The 16,121-nt window shown below is 74.6% G+C and carries 17 protein-coding genes; 10 read left to right on the forward strand and 7 right to left on the reverse strand.

From position 1 onward, the window contains the following. Positions 1-42 precede the first annotated feature (42 nt). Positions 43-1,299, forward strand: coding sequence for an alditol oxidase (gene aldO, locus ACIRGB_RS08655; RefSeq protein ID WP_403860287.1), 1,257 nt, complete (start codon positions 43-45; stop codon positions 1,297-1,299). Positions 1,300-1,329: 30 nt separating this feature from the next. Here aldO and ACIRGB_RS08660 read toward each other — a convergent pair whose 3' ends face one another. Both ACIRGB_RS08660 and ACIRGB_RS08665 read right to left on the reverse strand, forming a co-directional pair. Beyond that, positions 1,330-1,854, reverse strand: a complete 525-nt coding sequence (locus tag ACIRGB_RS08660; RefSeq protein ID WP_403860290.1) for a hypothetical protein — start codon at positions 1,852-1,854, stop codon at positions 1,330-1,332. After that, positions 1,851-3,557, reverse strand: coding sequence for a PHP domain-containing protein (locus ACIRGB_RS08665; protein WP_403860293.1), 1,707 nt, complete (start codon positions 3,555-3,557; stop codon positions 1,851-1,853). The genes ACIRGB_RS08660 and ACIRGB_RS08665 overlap by 4 nt, the downstream gene beginning before the upstream one ends. Positions 3,558-3,708: 151 nt before the next feature. Between ACIRGB_RS08665 and ACIRGB_RS08670 the strand changes: the two genes are divergently transcribed. After that, positions 3,709-4,278, forward strand: a complete 570-nt coding sequence (locus ACIRGB_RS08670; protein WP_403860296.1) for a TetR-like C-terminal domain-containing protein — start codon at positions 3,709-3,711, stop codon at positions 4,276-4,278. Between the two features lie 2 nt (positions 4,279-4,280). On the opposite strand, the gene ACIRGB_RS08675 is transcribed toward ACIRGB_RS08670, so the two are convergent. Both ACIRGB_RS08675 and ACIRGB_RS08680 read right to left on the reverse strand, forming a co-directional pair. Continuing rightward, on the reverse strand, positions 4,281-5,030 hold the full coding sequence (locus ACIRGB_RS08675) for an isocitrate lyase/phosphoenolpyruvate mutase family protein (protein WP_403860299.1): 750 nt from the start codon (positions 5,028-5,030) through the stop codon (positions 4,281-4,283). Then, a complete protein-coding gene (locus tag ACIRGB_RS08680) occupies positions 5,027-5,494 on the reverse strand; it encodes a hypothetical protein (RefSeq protein WP_403860301.1) in 468 nt (155 codons plus the stop codon). The genes ACIRGB_RS08675 and ACIRGB_RS08680 overlap by 4 nt, the downstream gene beginning before the upstream one ends. A 107-nt stretch (positions 5,495-5,601) precedes the next feature. Here ACIRGB_RS08680 and ACIRGB_RS08685 point away from each other — a divergent pair, with 107 nt between their 5' ends. Beyond that, entirely contained in the window at positions 5,602-6,138 is a 537-nt protein-coding gene (locus tag ACIRGB_RS08685; RefSeq protein WP_403860304.1) for a hypothetical protein, read from the forward strand. A gap of 18 nt (positions 6,139-6,156) precedes the next feature. Here ACIRGB_RS08685 and ACIRGB_RS08690 read toward each other — a convergent pair whose 3' ends face one another. The 3 genes from ACIRGB_RS08690 to ACIRGB_RS08700 are packed head-to-tail and all read right to left on the reverse strand — an operon-like array spanning position 6,157 to position 8,830. Next, positions 6,157-6,816, reverse strand: coding sequence for a response regulator transcription factor (locus ACIRGB_RS08690; protein ID WP_059298426.1), 660 nt, complete (start codon positions 6,814-6,816; stop codon positions 6,157-6,159). After that, complete coding sequence (locus ACIRGB_RS08695; protein WP_403860307.1) at positions 6,813-7,991, reverse strand: sensor histidine kinase; 1,179 nt, start codon at positions 7,989-7,991, stop codon at positions 6,813-6,815. Before ACIRGB_RS08695 ends, ACIRGB_RS08690 begins: the two co-directional genes overlap by 4 nt. Further along, the gene (locus ACIRGB_RS08700) at positions 7,988-8,830 is read right to left on the reverse strand and encodes a lysostaphin resistance A-like protein (RefSeq protein ID WP_403860310.1); all 843 of its coding nucleotides are present in this window, start codon (positions 8,828-8,830) and stop codon (positions 7,988-7,990) included. The genes ACIRGB_RS08695 and ACIRGB_RS08700 overlap by 4 nt, the downstream gene beginning before the upstream one ends. 161 nt (positions 8,831-8,991) lie before the next feature. Between ACIRGB_RS08700 and mmuM the strand changes: the two genes are divergently transcribed. The 7 genes from mmuM (at position 8,992) to dacB (ending at position 16,056) form a co-directional block, all read left to right on the forward strand. Next, positions 8,992-9,906 (forward strand): homocysteine S-methyltransferase, encoded by a 915-nt coding sequence (mmuM, locus tag ACIRGB_RS08705; protein WP_403860313.1) that lies wholly within the window; start codon positions 8,992-8,994, stop codon positions 9,904-9,906. A gap of 71 nt (positions 9,907-9,977) precedes the next feature. Continuing rightward, the gene (locus ACIRGB_RS08710; RefSeq protein WP_403860316.1) at positions 9,978-10,937 is read left to right on the forward strand and encodes a DUF4129 domain-containing protein; all 960 of its coding nucleotides are present in this window, start codon (positions 9,978-9,980) and stop codon (positions 10,935-10,937) included. An 11-nt stretch (positions 10,938-10,948) separates the two neighbouring features. Next, on the forward strand, positions 10,949-11,575 hold the full coding sequence (locus ACIRGB_RS08715; RefSeq protein ID WP_403860319.1) for a hypothetical protein: 627 nt from the start codon (positions 10,949-10,951) through the stop codon (positions 11,573-11,575). Further along, positions 11,572-12,570, forward strand: a complete 999-nt coding sequence (locus tag ACIRGB_RS08720) for an AAA family ATPase (RefSeq protein WP_403860322.1) — start codon at positions 11,572-11,574, stop codon at positions 12,568-12,570. The genes ACIRGB_RS08715 and ACIRGB_RS08720 overlap by 4 nt, the downstream gene beginning before the upstream one ends. Beyond that, a complete protein-coding gene (locus ACIRGB_RS08725) occupies positions 12,567-13,919 on the forward strand; it encodes a DUF58 domain-containing protein (RefSeq protein WP_403860325.1) in 1,353 nt (450 codons plus the stop codon). The genes ACIRGB_RS08720 and ACIRGB_RS08725 overlap by 4 nt, the downstream gene beginning before the upstream one ends. Continuing rightward, positions 13,916-14,509, forward strand: coding sequence for a hypothetical protein (locus ACIRGB_RS08730; protein WP_403860328.1), 594 nt, complete (start codon positions 13,916-13,918; stop codon positions 14,507-14,509). Before ACIRGB_RS08725 ends, ACIRGB_RS08730 begins: the two co-directional genes overlap by 4 nt. Positions 14,510-14,700: 191 nt before the next feature. Next, on the forward strand, positions 14,701-16,056 hold the full coding sequence (gene dacB / locus ACIRGB_RS08735) for a D-alanyl-D-alanine carboxypeptidase/D-alanyl-D-alanine-endopeptidase (RefSeq protein ID WP_403860330.1): 1,356 nt from the start codon (positions 14,701-14,703) through the stop codon (positions 16,054-16,056). Positions 16,057-16,121: the final 65 nt, after the last annotated feature.

A 16,121-nucleotide genomic window follows, 5' to 3' on the forward strand; every position in this document is an offset into this window, starting at 1 on the left:
CGCGCGGGGCCCCTCCAGACGCGCCGGGTAGGTTTCCGCGCTATGAGCGACGTCACGGTGACCAACTGGGCCGGCAACATCACGTACACCGCCAAGGAGCTGCTCCGGCCGCACTCCCTGGACGCCCTGCGGACCCTGGTGGCGGACAGCGCCAGGGTGCGGGTGCTGGGCAGCGGGCACTCCTTCAACGAGATCGCCGAGCCGGGTGACGGGGGCGCCCTGCTGTCGCTGGCCGACCTGCCGTCCGTGGTGGACGTGGACACCGCGGCCCGTACGGTGCGGGTCGGCGGCGGGGTGCGGTACGCGGAGCTGGCCCGGCTGGTGCACGCGCGGGGCCTGGCGCTGCCGAACATGGCCTCGCTGCCGCACATCTCGGTCGCCGGGTCGGTGGCGACCGGCACGCACGGCTCCGGGGTGGGCAACGGTTCGCTGGCGTCGGTGGTGCGCGAGGTGGAACTGGTCGCGGCGGACGGTTCGACCGTGGTGATCGCGCGGGGCGACGAGCGGTTCGGCGGGGCGGTGACCTCGCTCGGCGCGCTGGGCGTGGTGACCTCGCTCACGCTCGACCTGGAGCCGGCCTACGAGGTGGAGCAGCACGTCTTCACCGAGCTGCCGCTGGCCGGCCTCGACACGGCGACGTTCGAGACGGTGATGGCGGCGGCGTACAGCGTGAGCCTGTTCACCGACTGGCGGGCGCCCGGTTTCCGGCAGGTGTGGCTCAAGCGCCGCACCGACCGGCCGCTGGACGGCTTCCCGTACGCGGCGCCGGCCGCCGAGAAGATGCACCCGGTGCCGGGCATGCCCGCGGTCAACTGCACGGAGCAGTTCGGGGTGCCGGGGCCCTGGCACGAGCGGCTGCCGCACTTCCGGGCCGAGTTCACCCCCAGCAGCGGCGCCGAGCTTCAGTCGGAGTACCTGATGCCCCGGGAGCACGCCCTGGCCGCCCTGCACGCGATGGACGCGATACGGGAGACGCTCGCGCCGGTGCTCCAGACCTGCGAGATCCGCACGGTCGCCGCCGACGAGCAGTGGCTGAGCCCGTCCTACGGCCGGGACACCGTGGCGGCGCACTTCACCTGGGTCGAGGACACGGCGGCGGTGCTGCCGGTGGTGCGGCGGCTGGAGGAGGCGCTCGCGCCGTTCGCGGCCCGCCCGCACTGGGGGAAGGTGTTCACCGTCCCGGCGGGCGAGCTGCGCGCGCTGTACCCGCGGCTGGCCGATTTCCGGGCGCTGACCGGGGCGCTCGACCCGGCGGGCAAGTTCACCAACGCGTTCGTGCGCGGGGTGCTCGCGGGCTGAGCACCCCGCGCCGCTCGGGTCCTGGCCGGGTCAGTGGTCGGCGCAGCAGGGTGTCGGGTCGGGGTCCTCGAAGGGGACCAGGGCGCCGCCGGCCGCGGGCATGGCGGCCAGCACGAGGCGGCCGTCCTGCCAGTGCGGGCGGACGTGGTCGCGGGTGACCAGCCGGGTGTGCGGGGCGGGCTCGTCCGGGGTGCCGAGGACGGTCACCCGGTCGATCGCGGAGCGGGCGAGCAGCTCGGCGAGCGTCAGGGTGCCGGTGAGGGCGGCCGCGCCGGGGAAGAGGACGGCACGGCCGTTGTCGTCCCAGGCGCCGTCGCGGACCTCGTAGCCGCGGGCGGTGAGCCGGTCCCGGGCGGTGCGCAGGACCGGCTCCGCCGCGGCGGCGAGGGACAGCGCGACCCGCGGGCGGCCGTCCCGCACCAGGTGCGTGCAGCCGAAGACACCCTCGGGGAGGGCGAGTTCGGCCGCCAGCGCCCGGAGCAGGCGGTCGGCCTCGCGCAGGGTCGTCGCGTCGGTGTCGACGCCGAGGACGTGGGGCGCGGCGGGCGGTGTCACGACGGCAGGACCCAGACCGGGTTGGAGTAAAACCACAGGTCGCGCCACGGGTCGGCGTCGCCCACCACGTCGATGGCGGGACCGGCCGGGTCGACCTGGGCGCCCAGCGCGCCGACGGCGGACCGGTTGCCGTCGGTGCCGCGGGTGCGGAGGTAGACGGGGTGGTCGACGCGGCCGAGGTCGTAGGTGAGGCGGACGGTGCCGGTGTCCGTATTCGCCTCGGTCACCTCGTACGACTTGACGACCCGGGCGGTCGGCGCGGTGAAGGCGTCCTTGTCGGTGGCGGGTCCGGTCACGTCGCCCTGGATGACGTCCACGCGGGCCAGCTTCGGGACGAAGCCCGCCCAGTTGGGGCCGCCGGCCAGGGCGATGTCGAGGGACAGGGTGACCCGGGTGCCCTTGCGGACGTGCAGGGCGCCGCCGAGCGTGGCCCAGCGGCCGCCGCCGGAGACGCGGACGTCGAGGCCGCTGACGAGCTGCCCGTGGTCGACCCAGACGCGGCCGGCGCGGATGCCGTCCATGACGGCGGCGTAGGAGAAGCCGTCGGAGCCGACGTGGGTGCGGCTGTACTGGCCGGGCCAGTAGTCGTTCTGGGTGATGTCGATCTGCCCGGCGTAGACCGGGTCGTCGTAGCGGCCGTCGGCGTTGAAGTCGCCGCCGCCGCGGGCGCCGGTGTCGGCGTAGACCTGGTGGGAGTCGGAGTTGGCGGTGATCCACCAGGGGCGGCCCTCGGCGATGAGGCTGTCCCACAGGCCGCCGACGGTGGCGGTCATCCAGTCGAAGCCGCCCCAGGTGCGGTAGCTCTCCAGGGGGTAGCCGGCGAAGGAGTTGGCGCTCGGGCTGCCGTCGTAGATGCCGCGGGCGCCGCCCGGTCCGAGGGGCTTCGCCAGTCCGCCCGCCTGGTGGCCGGGTGCGCCTTCGAAGCCGACGGCGATCTGGTGGCCGCGGGAGGTGGCGTCGCGCCAGGCGCGGATCTCGTGCGGGGAGTCGATGCCCTTGCGCGCCGGGTGGTTGGCGAGCATCAGGGCGTCCTTGACCTTGCGCCGCCTGACCTGGTCGGCGAGGAAGGAGAGTCCGGCGATGGCGAGGGCCTCGTTGGCGGGGGTGGAGTCGGTGGCGCCCTTGACGCCGCCGTCGTAGTCGGTCTCGAACTGCTTGAGGACGGAGACCTCGTGCTTGCCGGGGTGGACGAAGACGGTGCCGTGCTCGGCGGCCGGGATGTTCCACTCCAGGCCCTGGAAGACGAGGGTGTCCTCGTGGGCGTCGCGGGCCTCGCGGATGTCCGGGTTGACCTTCTCCACGCCGATCTTGGCGTGGGTGGCGCTGCCGTGGTCGGTGATGACCAGCCAGTCCATGCCGTGCCGGGCGCCCTGGCGGACCTGGTCGACGACGCGGTACTTGCCGTCGCTGCTGTACTGGGTGTGGATGTGGTGGTCACCGGCCAGCCAGAGGAAGCCCTTGCCGCGGCGGCCGTTGCCCGCGGCGCGTGCGGGGGCGGCGGTGGCGGTCTGGGCGAGGACGGTGCCGGCGGCCAGTCCGGCGCCGAGCAGACCGGCGCGGCGCAGCAGGCCGCGGCGCGACTGCTGTGCGGGGCTCAGGGCCTCGTCGGGGACGCCGGTGTCGAAGGCGGCGGGCAGGTCCGGCGCGGCGTCGTGCTCGTGGGCGTGCCCGTGGGTGTGTCCGTGTCCGTGTCCCTGCCCCATGCGTGTTCCTCCCGAAGACCGCCGCCGTGCGCGGCTCCGAGGAGAATCGGCGGGGAAGATGAACGTTGAACGACTTGCGGGTGATCCGCGACTGCCGCCCGTCCTGCCCTAGCATGAAACCTAGAAGCCCTAGGTTGCAGGAAGGTGGCCCATGCCCCGAGTGGGTCTCACCACGGACCGCGTCGTCGCCGCGGCCGCCGACCTCGCCGACACCTCCGGGTTCGAGGCGGTCACCGTCTCCGCGCTCGCCCGGCACTTCGGGGTGAAGGACGCCAGCCTGTACACGCACGTGCGCAATCTCCAGGACCTGCGCGTCCGGGTCGCGCTGCTGGCCGGCGGCGAGCTGATCGAGGAGATCGCCGGGGCGGTGGCCGGCCGGGCCGGGAAGGAGGCGCTGGCCGCCTTCGCGGGGGCCTACCGGGCGTACGCCCTGCGCCACCCCGGACGCTACGCCGCCACCCAGATCCGCGTCGACCAGTCCCTCGTCACCGACTCCCCGGCCCTGCGCCGCACCGCCGAGATCACCCACGGCATGCTGCGCGCCTACGGCCTGACCGAGCCCGACCTCACCGACGCGGTACGCCTGCTGCGCTCCACCTTCCACGGCTACTGCGCCCTGGAGGCGTCCGGCGGCTTCGGCGCACCACGCGACGTCCAGGCGTCCTGGGACAAGGTCGTCGACGCCCTGCACGTGGCCCTGGAGAACTGGCCGCGCGCATAGGGTCAGCTCAGCGCGCGTACCTCGTCGTACGTGGGTGTCGCGCCCTCCGGGGTGCGGCCCGCGCGGATGGTGGTGGCCGTTTCCAGGGCGGCGCCCAGCGCGCGGCGGTAGAGCAGTGAGCCGAGGCTGACGCGGCGGACGCCGAGGTCGGCGAGGTGGGCGAGGGTGGGGCCCGTGGGCGTGTACAGGACGTTGAGGGGGACGTCGAAGTGGGCGGCGAGGGCGGCGATGCGGGCGGGGTCGGTGAGCCCGGGGACAAAGACGCCGTGGGCACCGGCCTCGCGGTAGGCCGTCAGGCGCCGCAGCGTCTCCGCGGGGTCGCCGTCGCCCGACCAGTACGTGTCCGTACGGGCGTTGACGAACAGGCCGGGGGCGGCCGAGCGGACGGCGGCGATCTTCGCGGCGTGCCGGTCCGCGGGTCCGAGGGCGTCCTCCAGGTTGATCCCGACGGCGCCGACCGCCGCCAGCTCCCGTGCGAACTCCCCCACCCGGTCCGGGTCGTCGCTGAAGCCGTCCTCCGCGTCGACGGAGAGCAGGAAGGGTGCCGTGCCGAGGGTGAGCGCCAGCCGCAGGGTCTCGTCGCGGGTCGCCGACGCCCCGTCGGGCAGTCCGCCCGCCGCCGCGACGCCGAGGCTGGTCGTGCCGACGGCGTCGAAGCCCCGCCCCGCGAGGGCGAGCGCGGAGGCGTGGTCCCAGGCGCACGGCAGCAGCAGGGGTGCACCGGCGCGGTGCAGGGCGGCGAAGGCGGTCACGACAGGTCACCCACCGCGTCGGCGTAGTACGCGGATTCCGCGAGGTGCGCGGCGAGTTCGCGGAAGCTCCAGCCCTCGCCGGGCGAGTGGTCGAGCTGTTCGCCGGTGAGCGCGTCGAGACGGTTGGCCCAGATCCGGGCGAGCCGGGTGAGGCGGCTGCGGGCCTCGTCGAGGTCCTCGGCGGTGAAGGGCGCGCGGTCCGCGTCGGTGGTGACCAGGGAGGCGTGCCAGTGGTCGGGCTGCGTCTCCTCGCCCGCCAGGCGGGCCTCCAGCTCCGCGAGGTGGTCGACCAGGTGGTCGGCGACCCGCCGGACCGCCTTGTGCGGGGTGTAGACGCGGCCGTCGACGTGTGCGGGCGTGCCGTCCCAGCGGGTCCAGGTGGCGGCCAGGGCCAGGACGTGGTCGACCATGCCGGTGACGGCGTCGGCGGGTGCGGGTGCGGTGACGGTGTTCGTGTCGTTCATGTCCCGCACGCTAGGGGCCCGTTGCTTCGGCCGCGGCCGAAGTGTTCCGGAGGTTCGGGGGTATCCGGTCCGCACCGGACTTCCCCGTCTTCCCCAGGAGAGGTGACATGGCGAGCGCAGCCAGAGGCGACGACCGTCCGCGGCCGCGGTGGCAGGACAGGCTCTGGGCCATCGGTGCGGCCGCGCTGGTCGTGGGCGTCGGGGTACGGCTGCTCATGAACGGGGCGTCGGCGTGGCCGTCGGCGGTGGTGGGCGCGGTGCCGGCCGCCGCCTGGATCGTGTGGTGGGTGCGCCGTCGGCGGGTGCGCGACGCGGGAGCGGTCGGTGCGGAACCGGCGGACGTGCCCGGCATGGAGCGGCAGATCCTCAAGGGCGGGCCGGCGCCCCGGGACCCCGAGCGGCGGCGGGCGATGGCGGCGCTGGTCGACTCGCGCCAGGAGCGGCTGCGGCGCAACCGCTGGTGGGCGTTCCCGACGCTGGCCCTCATCTTCTTCGGCACGTCGGCCCTGTGGTTCGCCTCGGGTTCGGTCGGCTCCGGGAGCCTGATGCTCGGCCTGGCCGTCGTGTTCATGAGCTGGATGACCTGGTACAACCTCCGTTTCGACCGGCGTCTGTCGCAGCTGCGCAGCCGGTTGCAGGACTGAGCGGCCCGAAGCCGGGCGTCAGGTGACCAGCCCGTGGCGGTAGGCGAAGACGACCGCCTGGACGCGGTCGCGCAGGTCGAGTTTGGTCAGGATGCGGGAGACGAACGTCTTGACGGTCTCGGGGCTGATCACCAGGGCCGCGGCGATCTCGCTGTTGGACAGGCCGTCCGCGATGAGGCGCAGCACCTCCATCTCCCGGGGGGTGAGCGGGATGTCCCGGACGGTGCCCTCGGCGGGGCGGATCCGGGCCGCGTACCGGCCGACGAGGCGGCGCGTCACGTCCGGGTCGAGCAGTGCCGCGCCCATGGCCACGGTGCGGATGCCGTGCAGCAGCCGGTCCGGCGGCGCGTCCTTGAGCAGGAAGCCGCTGGCGCCCGCGCGCAGCGCCTCGTAGACGTACTCGTCGAGGTTGAACGTCGTCACCACGAGCACCTTGACGGGGTGTTCCACCCCGGCACCGGCCAGCAGGCGGGTGGCCTCCAGGCCGTCGAGCACCGGCATGCGGATGTCCATCACCACGACGTCCGGGCGCAGTTCGCGGGCCAGGTCGACCCCGGTCCGCCCGTCCCCGCACTCGCCGACCACCTCCAGGTCGGGCTGGGCGTCGACGATGGTCGACAGACCGGTGCGGATCAGTGCCTGGTCGTCGCAGATCACGACCCGGACCGGCGCGCTCATACCGTGCTCCCCCCGCTTCCCCCGGGTATCCGGGCCCGGACGACGAAGCCGCCGTCCTTGGCCCGGTCCGCGCTGAACTCGCCGCCCAGCACGTCGACCCGCTCGCGCAGACCGGCCAGCCCCCGCCCACTGCCGCCGGGGGACGCGGCCCCCGTGCCGGAGCCGTCCGTGCCCACCTCCACCGTGATCTCCCGTTCTCCGTGGCGCACCAGGACGGAGGTCCGGCCGCCGTGGTCGTACTTGAGGGCGTTGGTCAGCGCCTCCTGCACGACACGGTAGGCCACGAGGTCGGAGCTGCCGGTCGCCGCCGCCGGGGTGCCCTCCTCGGTGAACTCCACCGGCTGCCCGGCCCGGCGGGTCTGCTCGACCAGCGTGAGCACCCGGCCGACGGGCGGCGTCCTGGGCTCGGCGGTGCCGTGGTCGGGGTTGAGGAGGTCGAGCAGGTGGCGCAGGTCGGTGATGGCCCGCCGGCCGGTGTCGCTGACGGCGGCCAGCGTCTCGTCGAGCCGCTCGGGCGCGGCGGTCAGGTACCGGGCCGCCTCCGACTGCACGACCATCGCCGTCACGTGGTGGGTCACGACGTCGTGCAACTCCCGGGCGATGCGGGAGCGTTCGGCGCTGCGGGCGTCCTCGGCGACCCGGGCACGCCGCTCGGCCTCCGCGGCGCGCGCCGAGCGCATCCAGGCTCCGATGCCCCACGCCAGGGCGAGGACCAGGTAGAACGTCACGTACTCGACCAGCGTCTCGTCGCCGCCGCGCGCGTTCAGCCCGACGGCCATGGCCACGTACGCCACGGTGGCGGCGACCTGCGTGGCACGCCGGTACTTCTCCTGGTGGGAGCCCGCGTTGATCAGCACGATGGGGAGCGCGGCGCCCGCGAACAGGTGGTAGCCGCGCAGTTGGTCGAGGGCGAAGCCGAGCGAGACCAGGGCGAGGCAGAGGAGGGTCCACCGCCGGCGCACGGCCAGGGGGAGGGACTGAAGAACGGCCGCCACCCCGGCCAGGGCGTCGGCGGGACGGGTCGGCAGGCCGCCGATCTCCGTGCCCTGACCGCGCAGCGCCGGCAGGAGGGAGGCGACGAGGAGCAGCACCCCGAGGGGGAGGTCCCGGACCGTGACGTCGAGCCGACGCCACAGCTTCGGTATCCGCTCCGGGAGCCCGCGGCGATCGATCACCGGGGCAGTGTAGCGGCGGAGTCGACACGCTTGGCACGCCGTCGTGAGCCGAACGGCACGATGTGCCCGCGCCGGTGCGCCAGCCACAGGAACACCAGCGTCAGCAGCACCCCGAAGCCCACCGAGTACACGCTGCCCTCCGGTCCGAAGTCGCCGCCGGTGAGCAGCTTCGGGCCCGACATCGTGGCGTCCAGCAGGCCCTCGCTGTCGCCGTTGCCGGAGACGACGGTGCTGAAGACGCCGCCCGCGGCGAAGTTCCAGCCGAAGTGCACGCCGATGGTCAGCCACAGGTTGCGGGTGGCGGCGTAGGCGGCGGCGAGCATGAACCCGGCCTCGATGGCGATGGCGACGGCGCCCCACAGGGTGGCGTCCTCGTTGAGCAGGTGCGAGAGCCCGAACACCACGCCGGTCAGCCCCAGCGCGAGGTAGGTGCCGATGTGCTCCTCGATGATCCGGAACAGCACCCCGCGGTACACGACCTCCTCGGTCGCGGCGGCCCCGGCCATGAAGCCGACCAGCCCGATCGCGCCCTGCACCGAGCCCAGACCGGCGACCTCGTAGTGCCCGGAGGCGTAGAGGTTCACGATGACGGCCGAGAACATCCCCGCACCGATCAGCGTGCCCCAGCCGAGCTTGGTGCCCGCCCCCTCCAGGGCCACGTCCAGGGCCTGGCGGCGCTCGGTCCGCCGCACCACCCACCCGTACACGAACAGCACCAGCGCGGCCGCCGTGAGACCGACGACCAGGGTGAGCCAGTCGTTGTCCTTCACCGCGTTGATGGCGGCGCCGCCGACGGCGTACGCCGCCAGTACGGCCAGGAACTGCCAGACGAACCTCACGGGAACTCCCCTCTCGGGCCCGCGACCGGAGTGCCGCGGGCTGCACCGGACGCTACGGATCCGGCGGCTCCGGATCGTCACCTCACGGTGGACACCTGGCTGTAGCTCGCTCGGGGGACAAGGTCCCGGAACGCGGCTGGGCACGTCGTAGCCTCGGGGGCATGACCAGCGACTTCGCCGACGCCCTCGCCTCCGGACCGCTCGTGCTCGACGGCGGGCTGTCCAACCAGCTGGAGGCGGCCGGGCACGACCTGGGCGACGCGCTGTGGTCGGCCCGGCTGCTCGCCGAGGACTCCGAGGCGATCACGCGGGCCCACCTCGCCTACTACGAGGCGGGCGCGGACGTGGCGATCACGGCCAGCTACCAGGCCACCTTCGAGGGCTTCGCCCGGCGCGGCATCGGGCGGGAGCGGGCCGCCGAACTGCTCGCGCTCAGCGTCGAGTCGGCGCGGGAGGCCGCCCGCCGGGCGCGGGCGGGCCGTCCGGGGCGCCGGCTGTGGGTGGCGGCGTCGGCGGGCTCGTACGGGGCGATGCTCGCGGACGGCTCGGAGTACCGGGGGCGGTACGGCCTCGGCCCGGGCGAGCTGGAGCGGTTCCACCGCCCCCGCCTGGAGGTGCTGGCGGCCGCACGGCCCGACGTCCTCGCGCTGGAGACGGTCCCGGACACCGAGGAGGCGGCGGCACTGCTGCGGGCGGTGCGCGGACTGGGCGTGCCCGCCTGGCTGTCGTACACGGTGGCCGGGGACCGTACGCGCGCCGGGCAGCCGTTGGAGGAGGCCTTCGCGCTGGCCGCCGACGCGGCGGAGGTGGTCGCGGTGGGCGTCAACTGCTGTGCCCCCGAGGACGTGTCCGGCGCGGTGGAGACCGCCGCGCGCGTCACCGGCAAGCCGGTGGTCGTCTATCCCAACAGCGGGGAGACGTGGGACGCGGGGGCGCGGAGCTGGCGGGGGCGTTCGTCGTTCGCGGCCGAGCGGGTGCGGGACTGGCGGGAGCGCGGGGCCCGGCTGGTCGGCGGCTGCTGCCGGGTGGGTCCGGAGACGGTCGCGTCGATCGCCCGGACCCTGTCCCGGAAGTGACCGGGCGGCGTGTGCCAAGATGACCGTGAACAGGCGTTCGGGGGCGGCGACGGTTCGGCGGGGGACACGGCATGGAACGCGGGGAGCGGACGGCGCACCGGGCGGCGCCGGGAGTGCGGGTCGCCGCCGGGGTGGTCGCGGCACTGGTCCTCGCCGCGCTCGCGCTGCGGCCCGCGGAGGGGTTGCTGCACTCCGGCAGGGGCCCGCTCGGCGACTGGGGCATCGTGGCGATCGGGGCGTCCGTCGCCTGGACGTTCGGCGCGTGGACGCTCGTCCAGAACCTCCGCCACCGTTTCGGCGCCGACAGCAGGTCGCTGCCACCCGGTGAGGAGCGGCTGCGGGAGATCGCCGCGCCCCTGCTGCTCGCCGCGGCGGGCGGCATCGGCCTCCTCGCCATGGTCCTGCACCGGTTCTCCACCGGTGACGACACGACAGGGCCGCCCCCGCCGCCGCTCGCGACGGAGCCGGTGCCCACGCCGACCCTCGTCACTCCCCCGCCCCGGCAGCGGCACGGTGCGACGGACCACTCCTCCCTGCCGCTGTACCTGGTGCTCGCGCTGCTGGCCGCGGTGGCCGTCGTGCTCGTCGTGGTGGCCGTCGTACGGCGGCTGCGCCGGTTCGGGTTGAGGGTGCCGCAACGCCCCGACCGCGCGGGCGCCGTGCCGGGGGACGACGACGCGCGGCTGCTCCTGTCCGCCGTGGACTCGGGCCGCCGCGCCCTGGCGGACACCGGTGACGACGCCCGGGCGGCCGTCATCGCCTGTTACGCGGCGATGGAGGACGCCCTCGCCGCGTCCGGTGTGCCCCGGCACGCCTCGGACAGCCCGGCCGACCTGCTCACTCGCGCCGCCGACGCGGGCTTCGCCCCCGGCCCGGCCGCACCGCGCCTCACCGCGCTCTTCCGCGAGGCCCGTTACTCCTCGCACCCGATGGACGGCGCACACCGGGAAGCCGCGGCCGGCGCCCTGGAGGAGATCGCGTCACTGCTCCGGGAACGGGACGGGGACCCGGGTCGGGAGGCACGGCGGTGAACCGACGGCCCGTGACGGAGACCCCGGGAGCGGAGATGCTCACCCTGCCCCGGCTCGGGCTGCTCGGCGGCGCGGTCGCCGGCTCGGGCCTCCTGCTCGTCCTGCTCCTCGACGGCGCCGAGGCGGCCGGTGCCCTGGTGGCCCTGCTGGTCGCCGTGGCCCTGCTCGTCGCCCGGTACGTCACCGGGGCGGGCGCCCTGGACTCCGCGTACCGGGACGAGGTACGGCTGTTGCGGTCCCGGGTGCCCGGCATGGGCGAGTGGCGCCGGAACGTGACCACGTCCACCGGACCCGACGGCGCCCTCTACTACCGTGCGGTGCTGCGGACCGAGCTGCGCCACCTGTACGCCGCCGCGCTCGCCGAGCACCACCACGTGTCCCTGGAGCACCAGCCCGAGCGGGCCGCCGAGTTGATCGGCCCCGAGCTGTGGCCGTGGCTCGGGCCCGTGACACCGGGCACCGGACCCGACGGCGGGGTCCCCGTCGACGTGCTGCGCCGCCTCGTCGACCGGCTCGAAGCACTCGGCACGCCCAGCACCTCCGGCACCCGCAGCACCTCCAGTACCCGCAGCGCTCCCAGCACCTCCAGCACTCCCCGCACCCGCCTCCCCCGCACCGGTAAGGACCAAGCGACGTGACGACTCCCTCCACGAACCGGCTCCGCACCGCCGAGCAGGTCGGCGAGCAGGCCGGTGCCGTACTGCGCGAGATCGGCCGGGCCGTCGTCGGCAAGCCGGACGCGCTCGACCTGGTGATGCTGGGCGTGCTGGCCGGCGGCCACGTCCTCGTCGAGGACCTGCCGGGACTCGGCAAGACGCTCCTGGCGCGGTCCTTCGCCACCACGCTCGGCCTGGACTTCCGCCGCATCCAGTTCACGCCCGACCTGCTGCCCTCCGACGTCACCGGAACGCCGCTGTACGACCAGCGCACCGGGGAGATGGTGTTCCACCCCGGCCCGGTCTTCACGCATCTGCTGCTCGCCGACGAGATCAACCGGACGCCGCCGAAGACGCAGGCCGCGCTGCTGGAGGCGATGGCCGAGTCGCAGGTGACCGTGGACGGCGAGACCCGGCCGCTCGCCGACCCGTTCCTGGTGATCGCGACGGCCAACCCGGTGGAGTACGAGGGCACGTACTCGCTGCCCGAGGCCCAGCTCGACCGGTTCCAACTACGGGTGCGGATGGGGTACCTGACCGCCCGGGAGGAGCTGGCGATGCTGCGGGCCCGGATCGACCGGGCCGCGCCGGAGGCCGTGCTCGAACGGCTCGCGGGGCCGGACGACGTGGTGGCGTGGCGGGCCGTCGTGGAGCGGGTGGAGATCGACGACGACCTGCTGGAGTACGCCGTCGCGCTCGTCGGCGCGACCCGCGAGCACCCCCAGATCAGCATCGGCGCCTCGCCGCGCGGCGGACTCGCCCTGGTCCAGCTCGCCCGCGCCCGTGCCGTGCTGGACGGCCGCGACTACGTGGTCCCGGAGGACATCAAGGGTCTCGCGGTGCCCGCGCTGGCCCACCGGGTGTCGCTGCGGCCGGAGTTGTGGGTGCGCGAGATGTCCACGGACGACGTGCTGCGCGAGATCGTCGACGGCGTCCGCACGCCCACGACGCGGCGTACGGCCGCCGTCCCGTCGTGACCGCGTCCGCACCGGCGCCCGCGCCCCGGCCGGGAGCGGCGGTGGTCCGCGCCCTGGAGGGGCGCACCGCCCCGACGCAGCCACCGCCCCCGCCGCCCGGCGGTCCGCGTCCGAGCGAGCGCACGCTGCGGCTGCTGACCGTCGCCGTCGTGGCGCTGGCCGCCGCGCTGCTCACCGGCCGGGCGTGGCTGCTGGCGCTCGCGGCGGCCCCGCTGGTGCTGCTCGCGCTCGCGCTGCCCCGCGCCCACGCCCGGCGCGTGGAGACGTCGACGACCGTCGAGCCGGGGCGCTGCTTCGAGGGCGACACGGTCACCGTCCGCATCGCGATGGCCCACGACGGGGACGCCGTGCGGCTCGACCCGGGGGTCACGCTCGGGCCCGGACTGCGGCTCGACGAGGTCGTCGTCGGCCCGTCCACGGTGACGCTGCGCCACACGGCGCTGCACTGGGGCCGCTGGTCACTCGGTCCGGTGGACGTCGACGTGTACGACCCCGGCGGCACCGTGCGCCGCACCGTGCGCGTCGAGGCGGCCGAGGTGTCCGTGTTCCCGCGCGCCACGCAGGCCCGGTTCACGCCGATCCCGGTACGGCTGCCGCAGCGGCTCGGCGAGCACGCCGCGCCGCAGTCCGGGGAGGGCGTCGAGGTCATCGGGGTGGGGCCGTGGGTGCCCGGGGAGCGGCAGCGGCGCATCCACTGGCCGTCGACGACCCGGCGCGGGGCCGTGCAGCTGCACCGGTTCGCGGCGGAGCGGGCCGCCGACACGGTGATGCTGATCGACGCGTTCGGCGACGTGGTCGACCCGGTGACCGGGCTGTCGTCCCTGGACGAGACGGTACGGGCCGCCGCCGGGCTCACCCGGGCCTATCTGCGCACCCACGACCGGGTGGGGGTCGTCTCGACCGGCGGCACCACCCGGTGGCTGGCGCCGGGCACCGGGGACGCGGCGTTCTACCGCATCGTGGAGAGCGTCCTCGACGTCCGCAAGGACCGCTCCTTCGGCGGCGACGGTCTTGAGCGGCTCCCGCCGCCCGCGCTGCCGGAGGGCGCCCTGGTGTACGTGTTCACCCCGCTCAGCGACGCACGGATGCTGGAGGTGCTGCGCGATCTCCAGGCGCGCGGGCGGCGCCCGGTCGTCGTGGAGATTCCGAGCGGCGACCCGGTGGTGGAACCGGGCGACGTGGCAGGTGAGTTGGGGCTGCGGCTGTGGCGCGCGGAGCGGGACGCGATGCGGTTCGCGCTGCGGGACAGCGGTGTGCCGGTGCTCCGGCACACCGAGGGCGAGTCACTGGACCTGGCGCTGGCGCTGCTGCTGGCCGGGCGGGTCGGCGGAAGGGGACGCGCGCGATGACGGCGCCGGACACGCGGGTCGGCCTGCGGGAGTACCTCGGCTACTGGATCGGCACGGTGCCGGTGCGGGTGCTGGGGGCGGCGGCGGTCGTGATGGCGTGGCGGCCGTGGGCGACGGTGGGGAGGGCCGGGGAGGCGGTGCCGTTCGTCTGCGCCGTCGCCTTCGCGCTGTGGGCCGCGCCCTCGCTGGACCGGCGGCCGTCGGTGGAGGCCGTCTGGTCCTACCTGCTGCTGCGCCACCGCACGACGCTGCTGGCGGCGGGCGTGGTGGTGATCGCGGCCTTCGAGGAACCGGCCCGCTGGGAGGGCGCCTGTGTGGTCGGGCTGCTGGTCGCCTACCTGGTGACCAGTGAGACGTGGCCGTGGCGGTGGGGGCGCGGGACGGCCCGGGTGTGGGGCGAGGCGGTCGCGGCCTGCGCGGGCGCGGGCGTGGTGGCGGCAGCGGCGGCCGTCCCGGTGTCCGGGACCGGATCGGGACTGGGCCGGGTGATCGCCGCCGGGGCGGTGGTGGGTCTGGCGGTGGCCGGTGGCGCGGTGCTGCGCGCCCGGTGGCGGGGCGCTGCCCCGAAGTCCCGCGTCCCAGGGGACTGAAGGGCAACGGAATCACGCGTGCGGCAGCGGGAAAACCGCTGTCGCGAAAGCGCTCGGACAACCGTCCCGTCATGCGGTCGCAGGACTTTCACACTCTGTCAATTTTCTTCCCAGCCCTTCATATGACGGCTGGTAGCGTGCCCGACGCTTCACCCCCACAGAAGAAGTAACCGATCTTTGGATTTCACTTCATGACTGGTACGCCAGACGAAACCCCCACGAACACCTTCGCCCCGGGCGGACGGCGCAGGCATCGCAGGGCGAGAGTGAGCCGCATCGGCGCACGCCGGGCCCTCGTGCTCGCGATGGCCGTGCCCGTGGCCTCCGCCACGCTGGCCGGCACCTCCGCCTTCGCCGCCGACGACACCACCCCGCAGACGCAGGGCGTCTCGGTCGACGACCTCGCCGCCGACGACGCGCAGCTGGTCGAGAACCTCAACGAGCGCCTCGCCGACAAGCGCCTGGGCACCGACGTCAGCGGCGTCGTGCTCGACGCCGACTCGGACACCGCCCTGTGGGACCACAACGGCGCCACCGCCCTCATGCCGGCCTCCAACGCCAAACTCGCCACGGCCACCACCGCCCTGACGCTGCTGGGCGCGCAGCACGAGTTCACCACCAAGGTCGTGTACGGCGAGGGCACCCTCACCCTCGTCGGCGGCGGTGACCGCACCCTCACCAGCGAGGACGTCGCCGAGCTGGCCAGGACCGCCGCCGACGGACTCAAGGCGGCGGGCCGGACCGACGTCCAGGTCCGGGTGGACGACAGCCTGTTCGCCGACCCGAGCCTCGCCGAGGGCTGGAACGAGGGCTACTACCCCACCGAGATCGCCCCGGTCCGGTCCCTCGTCGTCGACGGTGCCGCCGTCCAGGACACGTCCATCGACGCGGGCAAGGTCTTCGCGAAGAAGCTCGCCGCGCAGGGCGTCACCGTCACCGGCGAGGTCGCCCGCGCGACGGCGAAGCAGTCCGACGTACCGGTGGTGCAGCACAAGTCGGCGCCGCTGTCGGACATCGTCAAGAAGATGCTGAAGACCAGCGACAACAACATCGCCGAGACCCTGCTGCGGATGACCGCCGTGGAGCTGGGCAAGCCGGCCACCTTCGAGGGCGGCGTCGAGCTGGTCCGCCAGGTGCTCAGCTCGTACGGCATCTCCCTGGACAACTTCGAGCTGCACGACGGCAGCGGCCTCTCCCGCGCCGACCGCATCCCGGCCGCGACCCTGGCGCAGCTCCTCGACGCGATCACGGAGTCCCCCGCCCTGGGTTCGATCCTGGAGGGACTGCCGGTCGCGGGCGAGGCCGGGGCCAGCCTCGGCCCGGAGTGGGGACGCTTCGACGACCCGAACTCCCAGTGCGCCGTCGGCAAGGTGCACGCGAAGACCGGCACGCTCACCGGCGCCGTCGCCCTGAGCGGCGTCACGCGGACCGATGACGGCGACTGGCGGATCTTCTCCTTCATCGAGAACAACTCCACGGCCGCCCCGAGCGACATCAAGGACGCCATGGACGGACTCGCCGCGACCGTGAACGGCTGCTGGGCCTGACCCGTCACCCCCTCTCCCGACAGCTGTCCGCGCGTCGCCGACCGGCGGCGCGCGGACAGTTGTTC

Source organism: Streptomyces sp. NPDC102490 (genome assembly GCF_044765285.1).
Classification (GTDB): Bacteria; Actinomycetota; Actinomycetes; order Streptomycetales; family Streptomycetaceae; genus Streptomyces.

What these genes read in the sequence shown, in the direction of transcription:
- aldO (WP_403860287.1), top strand. Translation starts at nt 43, where the DNA reads ATGAGCGACGTCACGGTGACCAACTGGGCCGGCAACATCACGTACACC.
- ACIRGB_RS08665 (WP_403860293.1), bottom strand. Translation starts at nt 3,557, where the DNA reads ATGGGGCAGGGACACGGACACGGACACACCCACGGGCACGCCCACGAG.
- ACIRGB_RS08670 (WP_403860296.1), top strand. Translation starts at nt 3,709, where the DNA reads ATGCCCCGAGTGGGTCTCACCACGGACCGCGTCGTCGCCGCGGCCGCC.
- ACIRGB_RS08680 (WP_403860301.1), bottom strand. Translation starts at nt 5,494, where the DNA reads ATGAACGACACGAACACCGTCACCGCACCCGCACCCGCCGACGCCGTC.
- ACIRGB_RS08685 (WP_403860304.1), top strand. Translation starts at nt 5,602, where the DNA reads ATGGCGAGCGCAGCCAGAGGCGACGACCGTCCGCGGCCGCGGTGGCAG.
- ACIRGB_RS08690 (WP_059298426.1), bottom strand. Translation starts at nt 6,816, where the DNA reads ATGAGCGCGCCGGTCCGGGTCGTGATCTGCGACGACCAGGCACTGATC.
- mmuM (WP_403860313.1), top strand. Translation starts at nt 8,992, where the DNA reads ATGACCAGCGACTTCGCCGACGCCCTCGCCTCCGGACCGCTCGTGCTC.
- ACIRGB_RS08710 (WP_403860316.1), top strand. Translation starts at nt 9,978, where the DNA reads ATGGAACGCGGGGAGCGGACGGCGCACCGGGCGGCGCCGGGAGTGCGG.
- ACIRGB_RS08730 (WP_403860328.1), top strand. Translation starts at nt 13,916, where the DNA reads ATGACGGCGCCGGACACGCGGGTCGGCCTGCGGGAGTACCTCGGCTAC.
- dacB (WP_403860330.1), top strand. Translation starts at nt 14,701, where the DNA reads ATGACTGGTACGCCAGACGAAACCCCCACGAACACCTTCGCCCCGGGC.